Raw genomic sequence first — 16,638 nt, 5'->3', positions numbered from 1 at the left:
TAGAAGCCGACTCACTTACTGAGGTACTTTCTGATTCTGAGGTACTTTCACTTGCTGAGGCGCTCTTAGAAGCCGACTCACTTACTGAGGTACTTTCTGATTCTGAGGTACTTTCACTTGCTGAGGCTTCCTCCTCTGGAGTTGAGCGGAATCCTACTCCCGTCGGCATTAGTTTACCACGAAATGGACTTTGTGCACCATTGTTAGCACGGTTTATAACAATCCGAATTGAGTTTCGTGCAGCTTCCGCCTGTTTGATAACATCTGTCAAATCAGCATCTGGATTTTTAAGAGCTTCTTCGATAGCTAATACAGCCGCATTCACCTTAGCAACTGCTACATCAGTACCAGATAGACCCGCAGACTGAGCTAGGAGTTTCTCCATTTCAGCCGAGATTTCGGATAAACGTTTGCGATCTTCAGCAACTTTTGTGTTAGTTACATTTCCCTGACGAACAGCTGTCTCTTTATTTGATGCTGTTGCCGATGTTAGTGACTGCAAAAGCTCAGAAGTCGATCCAACTTGAGATTGAGAATCACTTGTTAGGACTGACTCTGATGCACTAGCAGTTCCAGAAGCTGATATTGATTCACTTGTGGAAAGATTTACTGATTGACTTTCACTTTCTGAAAGATGTTTACTTGCATTCTTGGAAGCCTCCTCAGACATGGATTGGCTTTGGTTAACAGAAACTGATAAGCTGTCGGCTTGAGCCCTCTCCTGATCTTTCACTGTTCCCAAAGTTACTGTGTCTGTATTTGCAAGTGTTTCCTTGGCCTCTACTGTCTTTTCGAGGGCATCATTGGCATAAACAGTTGTTTGTGTCGCAACTGCTCCTCCAAACACCGTCCCAACTGCAGCTATCCCCTTCAAAATATCCAGTCCAGTCAGTGTAGTGGATGCTTGCTCTTCAATAACTTCAGTTGTTACCTGGGCAGTATCTACACCACCACGCAAGACTTTAAAAAGGCCAAATTGAGAAATCGCAGCTCGCAACCAATGCTTACCCGACTTAATCAATTTGAAACGAGTCACACGATCTGTTTCTCTATATTTACCTTCTTGTCGTCTAAAAAACATTGTAAAGCTTCCTTTCAAGTATTGTTTTCATTTATAAATATAAATAAGATACCATACTATATTATAGAACAAGAAACCCAAAATAGCAAGAAACTTGAACGTATTTTTACCTAAAAAAAAAAAGCATTTTACTATTTTATATATATTATAAGATAAGTTTTTTACACAGACACGTAAATGAGTGTAAATCAGCTCATTCTTGGTTTATATTCCTGTTTTTATGCATGATTATTCTATGGTTTTTCTCAAGACAAACCAAAAATTTTTTCAAGTGCTTAGATTAAAAAACAAAACCCTTATACAAAGGAATTTTGCTTATCAGGATATTCTTTTTAATTTATAAATACAGCTTATATATTAATTTATTTCTTCATGATATAAAAGCGTAACAGTGTGCTCATCACCCATGATGCAGCTTGAATTGAGCAATCAAAATCCAACTGGTGCATTCATATGTATAATTAGAAATCTAAAATTGAGTGTTCACCCTACCTCATTCGTGAGCTCAAGGTTTTATGAATCGCGTTGTACTATTGTAGATTCAATTCACTATAATAGCTAAAAGTAGCCCGAATGGTCTAATCACCTTGTTCTCTTCCTATGAGGTCGAAATAGAATATGAATAAATTGATTAGGGAATTCAAATCAAATTTCTAACAAGAATTTAGAAGTTGTGTTGTACTATTCCAGTTTCAAGTTACTGCAATCTAACTTTGACCTGCTCTTTAATTTTCATCGAACATAAAAACAAAGGATAGCCCCCTCTTGTTTCAAGTGATTTGCTATCCTTTTTAGTTCTTTTCCGATTGTGTAAAGTTTACAAACTTCTCACTTATGTTCTTCCAGCAGTGCCTCAAACTCAGCGACAGTCATGCCTAATTGCTGACTGGCAACCTCAGATGTCAGAAAACCTTGGTGGACTAAATCTAAGAAAGCAAAGACTTTTCCTTCTTCCCTTCCTTCAACTTTCCCACGTTCAAGACCACGTTCTAAACCTTTCTCCTCAGCTTGTTCCAAGGCATAGTCGTGTGCTAATAATGCTTGTTCTTCGCGTCTGCGTTGTTCACTAAACATTTTCCTGTCCTCCTCGGACCAGCTCTTATAGTCTAGCAGTTGGTCCGCCTGACTGATAGCTCGCTCAGGTTGTTGGGTAAAGGGCTTGTTGCTGAAAAACTCCAACCACGGCTTGCGAACCTCGTCTTTGCTGGTTTCTCTGTATTTTTTTAATTCCAAGAACGCCATCTTAACCAGATGGTTTTCTTGTCCATTATTGGTTATGGTTAAAACCTCACCTGTCGTATCTTCGCGCATGCTAAAGCTATGAAAAGCCAAATCATCTGAGAAGTAATTGCTATCCACAATTGCGATAGCATAAACTGGTGCGATGTGTTTGTAACTCTGGTGGGTATCACCTTCTCGTTGGCGAATTTTTTCTAGGTTTTGATTGACCTGACTGCACAGGTAAGCCCACAGGCGATTGATGAAAAAATTCTGATGATGGACTTGGATTTCGATGATAACCTGTGTGCCATTGTCCAACTCCGCCAAGACGTCTATACTGGTATAGAAATCCTGCGCTAAATAAGGCAGGGAAGGCAAGACGTGAATATTGCTTCCCTCCAAAATCGTCACATTTTTAGCTGGTAAATCCAACATATCGCGAATAAATTGACAAGTGATTTCTGGATTGCTAAAGATTTTCTTAGCAACCAAATCATTGGTTGGGCTGATGCCCGGATGACGTACAGTCATACTTCCTCCTTTCATTATAGCACATTTTTAAATCTAGGTTTACTAGATTTGATGCTTCTATCTATTTATTCGGAAAAGAAATTAAAAAGCCAAACTAAAAATCAATTTATTTTAACATCTCTGAACTTGCTCTCAAAAAATGTCATCTACAAGGATGACGACTCCCAAAACTCTAACAAGTTACATCCTGCAAAAATCAACACAACGAACAAATCGTATCCGGTCTTACATAAGCCTTGGAGCATACGTTTCAACATGGAACTTTTTACTACAACTTGTCCTAAAATAACGGTTTACACAAGTATTTTTCCTAATGGATTGTCTAGGTAAAGAACCATAGTAACTATTAACCTCCATCCAGGACAAAACAAGCACTTTTCTACAGCAACTCAGGAAATCACCTAGCTAGGCTTACTTTCTAACCGTTACAACAAAAACTCCACGAATCGATAATATTCGTGGATTTTTCCTAGTGAAGCGATTAGGTAAACTGATTGTTACACTACGACACGGAGTTTTGCAAATCAATTCTATTTGCCAAACGTAGTTAGTAAGGCAGTTAGCTAGACCACTCACTACCAGTTACGACGGAAAGTTTTATGAATCGATATTATTCGTAAAACTTTACTAGTGGAGCGCCTAGCCAAGTTCCATAGAAACTTGGCGTTAGTTACTTAGATTGTTACACAATCAAGTAACTTTGGCGATCTACATCTTCTCCTCCAACTCTACGTCTGGATACTTATCCGCAAACCAACGGAGGGCAAAGTCATTTTCGAAAAGGAAGACTGGTTGGTCAAAACGGTCTTTAGCCAAGATATTTCGGCTTGATGACATGCGTTCATCCAAGTCCTCAGGCTTGATCCAACGAACGGTCTTTTTACCCATTGGGCTCATAACCACTTCAGCATTGTACTCTCCTTCCATACGGTGTTTGAAGACTTCAAACTGAAGTTGACCAACAGCTCCCAGCATATACTCGCCTGTTTGGTAATTCTTATAAAGCTGAATGGCACCTTCTTGCACCAATTGCTCGATTCCCTTGTGGAAGGATTTTTGCTTCATGACATTCTTAGCAGAAACTTTCATGAAAATCTCAGGAGTAAAGGTTGGCAGTGGTTCAAATTCAAACTTATTTTTCCCAACTGTCAAGGTATCCCCAACCTGATAAGTCCCTGTATCGTAAACACCGATAATATCACCTGCTACAGCGTTGGTCACATTCTCACGACTTTCCGCCATAAACTGAGTGACATTCGACAGTTTAGCACCCTTACCAGTACGAGGCAGGTTAACACTCATACCACGCTCAAATTCGCCTGACACGATACGAACAAAGGCGATACGGTCACGGTGACGAGGATCCATGTTGGCTTGGATTTTAAAGACAAATCCTGAGAAATCCTTGTCGTAAGGATCTACAATTTCACCGTCTGTTTTCTTGTGTCCATGTGGTTCTGGAGCAAACTTAAGGAAGGTTTCAAGGAAGGTCTGCACACCAAAGTTTGTCAAAGCTGAACCGAAGAAGACAGGTGTCAATTCTCCAGCCAGAATAGCTTCCTCTGAAAACTCATTCCCAGCTTCATTTAAAAGCTCAATGTCATCCTTGACTTGCTCGTAGAAAGGATTGCTACCAAAAAGCTTGTCCCCATCTTCTAAACTGGCAAAACGCTCATCCCCCTTGTAGAGCTCCAAGCGTTGATTATAAAGGTCATATAAGCCTTCAAAGGCTTTCCCCATCCCGATTGGCCAGTTCATCGGGTAGCTAGCAATGCCCAAGACTTCTTCCAACTCTTGCAAGAGGTCCAGTGGCTCACGTCCGTCACGGTCTAGCTTGTTCATAAAGGTAAAGACTGGAATGCCACGGTGTTTGACAACCTCAAATAATTTCTTAGTTTGGGCCTCGATCCCCTTGGCAGAGTCCACGACCATGACCGCAGCATCCACCGCCATCAAGGTACGATAGGTATCTTCTGAAAAGTCCTCGTGCCCTGGGGTGTCGAGGATGTTGACGCGCTTGCCATCGTAGTCAAATTGCATCACAGATGAAGTCACCGAAATCCCACGTTGTTTCTCGATATCCATCCAGTCAGACTTGGCAAAAGTCCCTGTTTTCTTCCCTTTTACCGTACCAGCCTCACGAATCTCGCCCCCAAAGTAGAGCAATTGCTCAGTGATGGTTGTTTTCCCCGCGTCAGGGTGGGAGATGATGGCAAAGGTACGACGTTTCTTAATTTCTTCTTGAATATTCATAAGTTCTCTTTCTTTGATTCTCTATTTTTCTTGTTTCAATAGCTAAGAATGATTTCTACATTGGATTTTACCATTCCTTTCAACACTTCATTATATCGGATTTTAGCATTTTTTTCAATTTCTATTTCTTTTCACTTATCCCTCCCTTATTTATAGGAAAATATGGTAAAATAGAACAGACTAAAAATCATCATTTCACGAAAGGATGTAAGATGAAAATTACGCAAGAAGAGGTAACACACGTTGCCAATCTTTCAAAATTAAGGTTCTCTGAAGAAGAAACTGCTGCCTTTGCGACTACCTTGTCTAAGATTGTTGACATGGTTGAATTGCTGGGCGAAGTTGACACAACTGGTGTCGCACCTACTACGACCATGGCTGACCGCAAGACTGTACTCCGCCCTGATGTGGCCGAAGAAGGAACAGACCGTGATCGCTTGTTTAAAAACGTACCTGAAAAAGATAACTACTATATCAAGGTACCAGCTATCCTAGACGATGGAGGAGATGCCTAATGACTTTCAACAATAAAACAATTGAAGACTTGCACAATCTCCTTGTGTCTAAGGAAATTTCTGCAACTGAATTGACCCAAGCAACGCTTGAAGATATCAAATCTCGCGAGACAGCTATCAATGCTTTTGTTACTATCGCTGAGGAGCAAGCCCTTGCTCAAGCTAAGGCTATTGATGAAGCTGGAATTGACGCTGATAATGTCCTTTCAGGAATTCCGCTTGCTGTTAAGGATAACATCTCTACAGACGGTATTCTGACAACTGCAGCCTCAAAAATGCTCTACAACTACGAGCCTATCTTTGATGCGACAGCCGTTGCCAATGCAAAAGCTAAGGGAATGATTGTAGTTGGAAAGACCAACATGGACGAGTTTGCTATGGGTGGTTCTGGCGAGACTTCTCACTATGGTGCCACTAAAAACGCTTGGGATCAAGGAAAAGTTCCTGGTGGATCATCAAGTGGTTCTGCCGCAGCCGTAGCTTCTGGGCAAGTCCGCTTGTCACTTGGTTCTGACACTGGTGGTTCTATCCGCCAACCTGCTGCCTTCAACGGAATCGTTGGTCTCAAACCAACCTACGGAACAGTTTCTCGTTTCGGTCTCATTGCCTTCGGTAGCTCATTAGACCAGATTGGACCTTTCGCACCAACTGTTAAGGAAAACGCCCTCTTGCTCAACGCTATTGCCAGCAAAGATGCTAAAGACTCTACTTCTGCTCCTGTCCGTATTGCCGACTTTACTTCAAAAATCGGTCAAGACATCAAGGGCATGAAAATCGCTTTACCTAAAGAATACCTTGGTGAAGGGATTGACCCAGAGGTTAAGGAAAGAATCCTAAACGTCGCCAAACACTTTGAAAAACTGGGTGCTATCGTTGAAGAAGTCAGCCTTCCTCACTCTAAATACGGTGTTGCAGTTTACTACATCATCGCTTCATCTGAAGCTTCATCAAACTTGCAACGTTTTGACGGTATCCGTTACGGCTACCGCGCAGAAGATGCGACTAATCTTGATGAAATCTATGTGAACAGCCGTAGCCAAGGTTTCGGTGAAGAAGTGAAACGCCGTATCATGCTAGGTACTTTCAGTCTTTCATCAGGTTACTACGATGCCTACTACAAGAAGGCTGGTCAAGTCCGTACCCTCATCATCCAAGATTTCGAAAAAGTCTTCGCGGATTACGACTTGATTTTGGGTCCAACTGCTCCTAGTGTTGCCTATGACTTGGACTCACTCAACCACAACCCAGTTGCCATGTACTTGGCTGACCTTTTGACAATACCAGTCAACTTGGCAGGTCTTCCAGGGATTTCGATTCCTGCTGGATTTTCTCAAGGACTACCTGTTGGTCTACAACTGATTGGTCCTAAGTACTCTGAGGAAACCATTTACCAAGCTGCTGCTGCCTTTGAAGCAACAACAGACTACCACAAACAACAACCCGTGATTTTTGGAGGTGACAACTAATGAACTTTGAAACAGTCATCGGACTTGAAGTCCACGTAGAGCTCAACACCAATTCAAAAATCTTCTCACCTACTTCTGCCCACTTTGGAAATGACCAAAACGCCAACACTAACGTGATTGACTGGTCTTTCCCAGGAGTTCTGCCGGTTCTCAACAAAGGTGTTGTCGATGCCGGTATCAAGGCTGCTCTTGCCCTCAACATGGACATCCATAAAAAGATGCACTTTGACCGCAAAAACTACTTCTACCCTGATAATCCAAAGGCCTACCAAATTTCTCAGTTTGATGAGCCAATCGGTTATAACGGTTGGATTGAAGTGGAGCTTGAAGACGGTACGACTAAGAAAATCGGTATCGAACGTGCCCACCTAGAAGAAGACGCTGGTAAAAACACCCACGGTACAGATGGCTACTCTTATGTTGACCTCAACCGCCAAGGGGTGCCTTTAATTGAGATTGTATCTGAAGCCGATATGCGTTCGCCAGAAGAAGCCTACGCTTATCTGACAGCCCTCAAGGAAGTCATCCAGTACTCTGGCATTTCTGACGTTAAGATGGAAGAAGGTTCTATGCGTGTGGATGCCAATATCTCTCTTCGTCCGTATGGTCAAGAGAAATTCGGTACCAAGACAGAGTTGAAAAACCTCAACTCCTTCTCAAATGTTCGCAAGGGTCTTGAATACGAAGTCCAACGTCAAGCTGAAATTCTTCGCTCAGGTGGTCAAATCCGCCAAGAAACACGCCGTTATGACGAAGCTAACAAGGCAACCATCCTCATGCGTGTCAAAGAAGGTGCTGCAGACTACCGCTACTTCCCAGAACCAGACCTACCACTCTTTGAAATCTCTGACGAGTGGATTGAGGACATGCGAACAGAGTTGCCAGAGTTTCCAAAAGAACGCCGTACTCGCTACGTCTCTGACCTTGGCTTGTCAGACTACGATGCTAGCCAGTTGACTGCAAACAAAGTCACTTCTGACTTCTTTGAAAAAGCTGTTGCCCTTGGCGGTGATGCTAAACAAGTCTCTAACTGGCTCCAAGGGGAAGTTGCTCAATTCTTGAATGCTGAAGGCAAGACACTGGAACAAATCGAACTAACGCCAGAAAACTTGGTTGAAATGATTGCCATCATCGAAGACGGCACTATCTCTTCTAAGATTGCCAAGAAAGTCTTTGTCCACCTAGCTAAAAATGGTGGTGGTGCGCGTGAATACGTTGAGAAAGCAGGTATGGTTCAAATCTCAGATCCAGCTGTCTTGATTCCAATTATCCACCAAGTCTTTGCGGATAACGAAGCTGCTGTTGCCGACTTCAAGTCAGGCAAACGCAACGCAGATAAGGCCTTTACAGGATTCCTTATGAAAGCAACCAAAGGCCAAGCCAACCCACAAGTTGCCCTTAAACTCCTTGCCCAAGAATTGGCGAAGTTGAAAGAAGATTAAAATTTGAAAGAAACCAGCCCTGGGGTTGGTTTTTTCTTGACAAACAGAAGGAAAGCGTTTACAATATTACGTGTAAAGTTTCCTAAAAGGAAAACTAAAAATCGCAACAAAAAGGAGTTATTTATATGGCTACAATGAAGGCAGCTCGCTGGCATGCAGCGAAAGATGTTCGTATTCAAGAAGTAGAAGTTCCTGAAGTACTTCCGCACCAAGTAAAAGTTGCAGTTAAGTTCACAGGAATTTGTGGTACTGACCTCCATGAATTTTTAGATGGCCCTATCTTTATCCCAACAGATGAGCACGTCTATTCTGGTCAAAAAGCACCGGTAACACTGGGACATGAATTTTCTGGTGAAATCATAGAAGTCGGAAGCGATGTTACCCGTGTTAAAGTTGGTGATCGTGTTGCTGTAGAACCAATTCTAGCTAAGAATAACTTAGTTGGTGATTATAATTTGGATCCAAATCTTAATTTTGTTGGTCTGGCTGCAGACGGTGGATTTGCCAAATATTGTGTTTTAGACGGTGACTTAGTACATGTCATTCCAGATAGCTTAAGCTATGAGCAAGCTGCTCTCACTGAGCCAGCTGCTGTTGCAGTTTATGCAGTTCGTCAATCAGCACTAAAAGCTGGTGATACTGCTGCTGTCTTTGGCTTAGGTCCGATTGGTCTCTTAATTGTAGAAGCCCTTCGTGCAGCGGGTGCTTCTAAGATTTATGCTGTTGAACTATCACCTGAACGTCAAGCAAAAGCTGAAGAGTTAGGAGCTATCGTTGTCCGTCCGGAAGAAGGTGAAACAGCTGTTGAAGCTATTCATCGTTTAACAAACGGTGGAGTAGATGTTTCTTATGAAGTAACAGGTGTGCCAGTAGTTTTAGGACAAGCCTTAGCTGCCGTACATAAGGCAGGTGAGTGTATGGTTGTCTCTATCTGGGAACGAGAAGCAAATATCAATCCGAATGAATTTGCAATCCAAGAAAAGACACTAAAAGGAATCATTGCTTATCGTCATATCTTCCCTAAAGTATTAGAATTGATGGAACAAGGCTACTTCTCTGCTGAAAAATTAGTTACTAAGAAAATTAAATTGGAAAATATCGTCGAAGAAGGCTTTATCGAATTAACTCAAGATAAGTCACAAATTAAAATTTTGGTAGAACCAGAATAAAAATCAATCTTTTTAAGACAATACTAACAGGTCGGAGTAAACTTACTTCGGCCTTTTGAAATATAATACTCTTCGAAAATCTCTTCAAACCACGTCAGCGTCACATTACCGTATATATGGTTACTGACTTCGTCAGTTCTATCCACAACCTCAAAACAGTGTTTTGAGCAGCCTGCGGCTAGCTTCCTAGTTTGCTCTTTGATTTCCATTGAGTATGAGAAGAAATATAGTGGATACTCTTTAACATTAACCACTCCACCTGACGAGGCAATATTCTTTTTCTCCCCTACCATCTCCCAATAACTATTTTGGCTTTATTTCCAGAAGATTTTATGGTAAAATGAAGAGTAATAATATTTATTAAAGAGGTAAAAACATGATTGAAGCAAGCAAATTGAAAGCTGGTATGACATTTGAAACTGCAGACGGAAAATTGATCCGCGTTTTGGAAGCTAGCCACCACAAACCAGGTAAAGGGAACACAATCATGCGTATGAAATTGCGTGATGTCCGTACTGGTTCTACATTTGATACAAGCTACCGTCCAGAAGAAAAATTCGAACAAGCTATTATCGAGACTGTTCCAGCTCAATACTTGTACAAAATGGATGAAACTGCCTACTTCATGAATACTGAAACTTACGACCAATACGAAATCCCAGTCGTAAACGTTGAAAATGAATTGCTTTACATCCTTGAAAACTCTGATGTAAAAATCCAATTCTACGGAACTGAAGTGATCGGTGTAACTGTACCAACTACTGTTGAATTGACAGTCGCTGAAACACAACCATCTATCAAAGGTGCTACAGTTACAGGTTCTGGTAAACCAGCGACTATGGAAACTGGACTTGTTGTCAACGTTCCTGACTTCATCGAAGCTGGACAAAAATTGATCATCAACACTGCAGAAGGAACTTACGTTTCTCGTGCCTAATCTCTAGAAAGAGGTCATTCTATGGGAATTGAAGAACAACAATTTGGCGAAATCGTTATCGCTCCACGTGTACTTGAAAAAATCATTGCCATCGCAACTGCTAAAGTTGATGGTGTCCACTCATTTTCAAATAAATCCGTATCTGACACCCTATCAAAACTCTCTCTTGGTCGTGGCGTCTACTTAAAAGAAAGCAACGAAGAGCTAACTGCTGACATCTATCTCTACCTTGAGTACGGTGTGAAAGTACCTAAAGTTGCTATGGCTATCCAAAAAGCTGTTAAGGACGCTGTTCGTAATATGGCTGATGTGGAACTTGCTGTTGTCAATATTCACGTTGCGGGAATCGTTCCAGACAAAACACCAAAACCTGAGTTGAAAGATCTGTTTGACGAGGACTTCCTCAATGACTAGTCCACTATTAGAATCCAGACGTGAACTTCGTAAATGCGCTTTTCAAGCTCTTATGAGCCTTGAATTCGGAACAGATATGGAAACAGCTTGTCGCTTTGCCTACACACATGACCGTGAAGATGAAGATGTGCAAATCCCAGCCTTTCTTCTAAACTTGGTTTCTGGTATCCAAGCTCAAAAAGAAGAGTTGGATAAACAAATCAACCAGCACCTCAAATCAGGCTGGACAGTTGAACGCTTGACCTTGGTCGAAAAAAACTTACTACGCTTGGGTATCTTTGAAATCACATCATTTGATACACCTCAGCTGGTAGCAGTCAATGAAGCCATTGAACTCGCTAAGAATTTTTCAGATCAAAAATCAGCCCGCTTTATCAACGGACTGCTTAGTCAATTTGTAACTGAAGAAAATTAAATATAGAAAAAGAGGCTGGGCAAAAAGTCTTTGAAATCAGAAAAACGCATAGTATCAGGTATTGAGAAACCTTGTACTATGCGTTTTATTGTGGGAAGATTTACTTCATTTTCTCCTGAAGTCGAGTTTTTGCCCAACCTCCTTTTCTTTGCCTCCCACTATCTTAAAAACTGGTAATAGACATAATTATAAACAAAAATCCAGATGGGTTTTGCATAAATGAGAAAGTTGAAAAAACTATGGCACAGGATGGTGATTTTTAAGTTCTTTGTCCACCGATATACTAGGGCATAGAAGAGACCGCCTAAACTATAAATAATTAAACTGATAGGATCTCGGTGAGTTAGGATCAAATGACTAAGTCCAAAGATAAGAGCAGATAGAATAACATCCAGATAGTACTTGGACTGGTGGAAAAAGGTATTCATAAAATACCCTCTATGAATCAGTTCCTCCAATATAGGTCCGACGACTACTGTTAAACTAAAACTGAGAACAGTTGATAGAAAAGTTGGTTGCCCATTGGAGTATAGGACCGAAAGTAGGTCTTGAAAGATATACTTGTTATCAATTAGGTGATGAAACTGCAACTGAAAAGCATTCACCAATTGACGATCAAAATAAGTAGCCACTAGACCAACTACAAGGTAAAAGAATCTTGACTTCTTTGAACCCTTTTTCTCAAAAATATAGAGCATCTCTTTCTTTTGGAGCCAGTAGATAAATAATAGCAAAAGAGCTGTTACTTCAACTGTTAAAAAGGTAAAATATCCATCTATCCCCCATCCTAAAAACTTAGTGATTTGCACAACCCCTAACTCTGGTAGATAAACCGATAGAAATACCAGTGATGTAAAGACTCCCAAATGCCCTAGTTTTTTCATACTTACTCCTTTAATTTATCAGTAGCCAATGCCATTAGCACGTCTAGTCGCATGATTCAGTATTGCACTCGAGTCAGTTGCAATGCTATAAGCATAAGGCCAACTCCAATAATAATCATCAACCAACCAAATCATGCCACCACCTGAAACTTGGTCTAAGTCTTCAATTGAAATAACTGTAAATGTTTCTGTACCTGTCATCGCAAGTACATCCTTAAAATAAATTTTTGTAAGCTTACACCTACAGTATACATCTTTTTTGTCTATTTTATTAGTCTTCTCCTCAACTGTCATTTTTTCAGACTGAACTGCATTTTTCTATAAAAAATGAGACCTTTCTAGTCTCATTTAGTCATTTTTAGTATTTTCTAAATCGTTTATAGCGTTCTTCCAACAACTCTGATAGCGGTTTTTGCGAAAGTCTAGCTAGCTCAGCTTGGAGTTCTTTTTTGACACTCTTAATCAGTTCTTTACTAGAAAGTCCTGCTTCAGAAATCACCTTATCCACCACGTCCATTTCTAACAGTTCATGCGAAGTGATTTTCATCAGCTCTGCCGCTTCCATGGCACGAGTGCCGTCCTTCCATAAAATGGAAGCAAAGCCTTCTGGACTGAGAATAGCATAGATAGAATTTTCCAGCATCCAAACACGATCCGCAACGGCTAGAGCCAAAGCACCACCTGAACCACCTTCACCGATAATAATAGCAATAATAGGAACTTTCAGATCACTCATTTCCATGAGATTACGAGCAATGGCTTCCCCTTGACCGCGTTCTTCCGCGCCGACACCAGGATAGGCACCTGCTGTATTGATAAAGGTCACAACTGGACGGCCAAATTTTTCAGCCTGTTTCATCAACCGTAGAGCCTTGCGGTAGCCTTCTGGATGTGGTTGGCCAAAATTCCGTTTGAGGTTATCTTGTAAACTCTTGCCTTTTTGGATACCAACCATTGTTACAGCTTGGTCTCCAAGCCAGCCAATACCACCAACAACTGCACCATCATCGCGAAAAGAACGATCACCATGTAATTGGATAAAGTCATCAAAAATGCCTGTCGCAAAGTCCAAGCTTGTCAAGCGACTCTGCTCACGCGCTTCTCTGACTATTTTTGCAATATTCATCTTGGACTCCTTCCATGCAATCTGACTAGGCTAGCAATCGTATCTGGCAAGTCTCTTCTTTTGACAATAGCATCCACAAAGCCATGTTCCAATAGGAATTCTGCCTTTTGGAAATCCTCAGGCAAGCTTTCACGAACCGTATTTTCAATGACACGACGCCCAGCAAAACCGACCAAGCTCTGTGGTTCAGCCAGAATAATATCGCCTTCCATAGCGAAAGAAGCTGTCACACCACCTGTCGTTGGATCTGTTAAAATGGTCAGGTAAAAGAGACCAGCATTTGAATGGCGTTTAACCGCTGCAGAAATCTTGGCCATCTGCATGAGACTCATGATTCCTTCCTGCATACGGGCGCCACCAGAGGCTGTGAAGAGGACAACTGGCAATTTTTCGACAGTCGCATACTCAAACAAACGAGTGATTTTCTCACCTACAACTGTACCCATAGAAGCCATGATAAAGTTAGAATCCATAATCCCAAGAGCCACAGTCTGACCTTTAATAAGAGCAGTTCCTGTCACAACAGCTTCATCCAGCCCTGTTTTTTCTCGCATAGATGCCAGTTTCTTTTGATAACCAGGGAAATGCAAGGGATCCTTGCTTTCAATCCCTGTAAACAATTCCTTGAAGGTTCCCATATCAATCGTTAAAGCCAAGCGTTCTTGGGCAGAAATACGAAAGGTATAGCTACAATGTGGACAGATACGCTCACTTCCCAGATCCTTCTGATAAATGGTATGCTTACAGCCTGGACACTGGGAGAATAATTCATCTGGAACCTCTGGCTTGGCTTGAGGTTTTTCCCTAACCGAACGATTGGGATTGATTCGAATATACTTATCTTTTTTACTAAATAGAGCCATTGATTCCCCTTTTCGGTTTAAACTCTTGAAGTCATTTTATTCTTTTTCTTGATATTTGGGTAAGAAGGTTTCCATCAAGAAGGAAGTATCGTAATCTCCAGCAATGACATTGCGATCTGAAATGAGGTCAAGCTGGAAATCTGCATTGGTCTGCACCCCTTCAATCTCTAATTCATAGAGGGCACGTTGCATTTTCATAAGTGCATCAAAACGATTTTCACCGTGAACGATGATTTTAGCAATCATACTATCATAATAAGGTGGAATGGTATAGCCTGGATAAACTGCTGAATCCACGCGCAAGCCAACTCCACCACTTGGCAGATAGAGATTGGTAATTTTACCTGGACTTGGGGCAAAGTTAAAGGCTGGATTTTCTGCATTGATACGACACTCGATGGCATGACCGCGTAGGACAATATCTTCTTGCTTAACAGACAAAGGCTGACCTGCTGCAATGCGAATCTGTTCCTTAACGATATCCACACCTGAAACAAATTCTGTTACTGGATGTTCTACTTGTACACGAGTATTCATTTCCATGAAGTAGAAATTGCTACTTGCTTCATCAAGAAGAAACTCAATGGTCCCTGCATTCTCATAACCCACAGACTCTGCCGCTCGAACAGCAGCAGCACCGATTTCATGGCGCAACGTTTTTCCGATTGCAATTGAAGGACTTTCTTCTAAAACCTTTTGATTATTTCGTTGAAGAGAACAATCTCGTTCACCCAAGTGAATCACATTTCCGTGTTCATCTCCTAGGATTTGAACCTCGATGTGGCGAGCTGGATAGATAACCCGTTCAATGTACATGGCACCATTGCCATAGTTGGCCTTGGCTTCGCTAGAAGCAGTTTCAAAGGCTGAAACGAGATCTTCTGGTTTTTCAACCTTACGAATCCCTTTACCACCTCCACCTGCTGAAGCCTTGAGCATAACAGGATAGCCAATTTTTTCAGCAACAATCAAAGCTTCTTCAGAGTTATGCACTTCTCCATCTGAACCTGGAATGACAGGCACGCCTGCTTTAATCATCTGAGCGCGCGCATTGATTTTGTCTCCCATCATATCCATGACATGACCAGATGGACCGATAAACTTAATCCCCACTTCTTCACACATAGTTGCAAATTTGGAATTTTCACTGAGAAATCCAAAACCTGGGTGGATGGCTTCTGCTTCTGTCAAGACTGCAGCTGATAGAACCGCATTGATATTGAGATAAGACTCTGTTGCCTTGCCAGGACCAATACAAACTGCTTCATCTGCCAAAAGCGTATGAAGGGCTTCCTTATCAGCAGTTGAATAAACCGCCACCGTTGCGATCCCCAATTCACGCGCCGCACGGATAATACGAACCGCAATTTCACCACGATTGGCAATTAAAATTTTTCGAAACATGGAGAACCTCCTTAGTTCCCTATTGCAAAGGTAAGAGTACCACTAGCTGCAAGCTTGCCATCCACTTCAGCCTTTGCTTCAACCACGGCAATGGTACCGCGACGTTTTACAAACGTTGCCGTCATAACTAATTGGTCACCTGGTACAACTTGCTTCTTAAATTTGACCTTATCCATACCAGCGTAAAAGACCAGTTTCCCTTTATTTTCAGGTTTTGATAACTCCAAGACACCAGCTGTTTGCGCCAAGGCTTCCATAATCAGAACACCTGGCATAACTGGATATTGAGGGAAATGACCATTAAAGAAGGGCTCGTTGATGGTCACATTTTTGATAGCAACAATAGTATCCTCGCTCACTTCCAACACACGGTCCACTAGGAGCATAGGATAACGGTGGGGAAGGGCTTCTTTGATTCCTTGAATATCGATCATTTGATACGTACCAATCCTTTACCAAACTCAACCATTTCTTCGTTAGAAACGAGAATTTCCGTTACCACACCATCCTTAGGTGCTGGAATTTCATTCATGACTTTCATGGCTTCGATAATGACCAGTGTTTGGCCTTTTTTGACACTATCGCCAACTGAAACGAAGGCAGGTTTATCTGGTCCAGCAGCCAAGTAAGCCACCCCAACAAGTGGGCTCTCTACAAGATCTCCCTCAGCAGCCACGCTTGTTTCAGCTACAGCTTGAACTTCTTCTGTTACAGTCTCTGCTGGAGCAGATGTAGGAGCCGCTGGACTTGGTGTTGCTAGAATGGGCGCTGGAGCGACTTGAGCTGCAACTTCGGATACGAGTCTAGCTTCATTCTTGCTAAACTGCAACTCATCCGTCCCATTTTTATAAGAAAATTCTCTCAAACTTGATTGGTCAAATTGAGCCATCAAATCTTTAATATCGTTTAAATTCATA

The 16,638-nt window shown here is 41.7% G+C and carries 18 protein-coding genes; 7 read left to right on the top strand and 11 right to left on the bottom strand.

Annotated features, from left to right (window positions below; genetic code table 11):
• The 3 genes from PCY12_RS09185 to PCY12_RS09175 form a co-directional block, all read right to left on the bottom strand.
• Positions 1-1,081: accessory Sec-dependent serine-rich glycoprotein adhesin (locus tag PCY12_RS09185; protein ID WP_301352623.1), on the bottom strand; the 1,081-nt coding region annotated here is incomplete at its 3' end.
• 828 nt (positions 1,082-1,909) lie between these two features.
• A complete protein-coding gene (locus PCY12_RS09180) occupies positions 1,910-2,833 on the bottom strand; it encodes an Rpn family recombination-promoting nuclease/putative transposase (protein WP_301352621.1) in 924 nt (307 codons plus the stop codon).
• A gap of 708 nt (positions 2,834-3,541) precedes the next feature.
• Positions 3,542-5,086 (bottom strand): peptide chain release factor 3, encoded by a 1,545-nt coding sequence (locus PCY12_RS09175; RefSeq protein WP_001025437.1) that lies wholly within the window; start codon positions 5,084-5,086, stop codon positions 3,542-3,544.
• Between the two features lie 212 nt (positions 5,087-5,298).
• On the opposite strand from PCY12_RS09175, the gene gatC reads away from it, so the two are divergent.
• From gatC to PCY12_RS09155, 4 genes are all read left to right on the top strand, one after another.
• Positions 5,299-5,601, top strand: coding sequence for an Asp-tRNA(Asn)/Glu-tRNA(Gln) amidotransferase subunit GatC (gatC, locus tag PCY12_RS09170; RefSeq protein ID WP_000705419.1), 303 nt, complete (start codon positions 5,299-5,301; stop codon positions 5,599-5,601).
• Complete coding sequence (gatA, locus tag PCY12_RS09165) at positions 5,601-7,067, top strand: Asp-tRNA(Asn)/Glu-tRNA(Gln) amidotransferase subunit GatA (protein WP_301352619.1); 1,467 nt, start codon at positions 5,601-5,603, stop codon at positions 7,065-7,067. Before gatC ends, gatA begins: the two co-directional genes overlap by 1 nt.
• On the top strand, positions 7,067-8,509 hold the full coding sequence (gatB, locus tag PCY12_RS09160; protein ID WP_301352617.1) for an Asp-tRNA(Asn)/Glu-tRNA(Gln) amidotransferase subunit GatB: 1,443 nt from the start codon (positions 7,067-7,069) through the stop codon (positions 8,507-8,509). Before gatA ends, gatB begins: the two co-directional genes overlap by 1 nt.
• Positions 8,510-8,634: 125 nt before the next feature.
• Positions 8,635-9,678: a 2,3-butanediol dehydrogenase gene (locus tag PCY12_RS09155; RefSeq protein WP_301352616.1), complete on the top strand. Its 1,044-nt coding sequence runs from the start codon at positions 8,635-8,637 to the stop codon at positions 9,676-9,678.
• Between the two features lie 23 nt (positions 9,679-9,701).
• On the opposite strand, the gene PCY12_RS09150 is transcribed toward PCY12_RS09155, so the two are convergent.
• The gene (locus tag PCY12_RS09150) at positions 9,702-9,932 is read right to left on the bottom strand and encodes a hypothetical protein (RefSeq protein WP_171803746.1); all 231 of its coding nucleotides are present in this window, start codon (positions 9,930-9,932) and stop codon (positions 9,702-9,704) included.
• 122 nt (positions 9,933-10,054) lie between these two features.
• Between PCY12_RS09150 and efp the strand changes: the two genes are divergently transcribed.
• From efp to nusB, 3 genes are read left to right on the top strand one after another with little or no spacing between them, the layout of a single operon-like run.
• Entirely contained in the window at positions 10,055-10,615 is a 561-nt protein-coding gene (efp, locus tag PCY12_RS09145) for an elongation factor P (protein WP_000568643.1), read from the top strand.
• Positions 10,616-10,636: 21 nt separating this feature from the next.
• Positions 10,637-11,029: an Asp23/Gls24 family envelope stress response protein gene (locus PCY12_RS09140; protein ID WP_301352615.1), complete on the top strand. Its 393-nt coding sequence runs from the start codon at positions 10,637-10,639 to the stop codon at positions 11,027-11,029.
• A complete protein-coding gene (gene nusB / locus PCY12_RS09135) occupies positions 11,022-11,444 on the top strand; it encodes a transcription antitermination factor NusB (RefSeq protein ID WP_301352613.1) in 423 nt (140 codons plus the stop codon). Before PCY12_RS09140 ends, nusB begins: the two co-directional genes overlap by 8 nt.
• 158 nt (positions 11,445-11,602) lie before the next feature.
• Here the strand turns inward: nusB and PCY12_RS09130 are convergent, their stop codons facing one another.
• The 7 genes from PCY12_RS09130 to accB all read right to left on the bottom strand — a co-directional run bounded on the left by PCY12_RS09130 (position 11,603) and on the right by accB (position 16,637).
• Positions 11,603-12,328: a type II CAAX endopeptidase family protein gene (locus PCY12_RS09130; protein WP_301352612.1), complete on the bottom strand. Its 726-nt coding sequence runs from the start codon at positions 12,326-12,328 to the stop codon at positions 11,603-11,605.
• Between the two features lie 18 nt (positions 12,329-12,346).
• A complete protein-coding gene (locus PCY12_RS09125; RefSeq protein WP_301352611.1) occupies positions 12,347-12,529 on the bottom strand; it encodes a hypothetical protein in 183 nt (60 codons plus the stop codon).
• A 157-nt stretch (positions 12,530-12,686) separates the two neighbouring features.
• Positions 12,687-13,454: an acetyl-CoA carboxylase carboxyl transferase subunit alpha gene (locus tag PCY12_RS09120; protein WP_301352609.1), complete on the bottom strand. Its 768-nt coding sequence runs from the start codon at positions 13,452-13,454 to the stop codon at positions 12,687-12,689.
• A complete protein-coding gene (gene accD / locus PCY12_RS09115; RefSeq protein ID WP_301352607.1) occupies positions 13,451-14,317 on the bottom strand; it encodes an acetyl-CoA carboxylase, carboxyltransferase subunit beta in 867 nt (288 codons plus the stop codon). The genes PCY12_RS09120 and accD overlap by 4 nt, the downstream gene beginning before the upstream one ends.
• A 36-nt stretch (positions 14,318-14,353) precedes the next feature.
• Positions 14,354-15,721: an acetyl-CoA carboxylase biotin carboxylase subunit gene (gene accC, locus PCY12_RS09110; RefSeq protein ID WP_061759874.1), complete on the bottom strand. Its 1,368-nt coding sequence runs from the start codon at positions 15,719-15,721 to the stop codon at positions 14,354-14,356.
• Positions 15,722-15,732: 11 nt separating this feature from the next.
• Complete coding sequence (gene fabZ / locus PCY12_RS09105) at positions 15,733-16,155, bottom strand: 3-hydroxyacyl-ACP dehydratase FabZ (RefSeq protein ID WP_000565515.1); 423 nt, start codon at positions 16,153-16,155, stop codon at positions 15,733-15,735.
• A complete protein-coding gene (gene accB / locus PCY12_RS09100; RefSeq protein ID WP_301352605.1) occupies positions 16,152-16,637 on the bottom strand; it encodes an acetyl-CoA carboxylase biotin carboxyl carrier protein in 486 nt (161 codons plus the stop codon). The genes fabZ and accB overlap by 4 nt, the downstream gene beginning before the upstream one ends.
• Position 16,638 lies beyond the last annotated feature (1 nt).

The sequence above is a fragment of the Streptococcus sp. SPS1 genome (assembly GCF_030439915.1).
GTDB lineage: Bacteria > Bacillota > Bacilli > Lactobacillales > Streptococcaceae > Streptococcus.
This window is presented reverse-complemented; position numbering and strand designations above follow the sequence as displayed.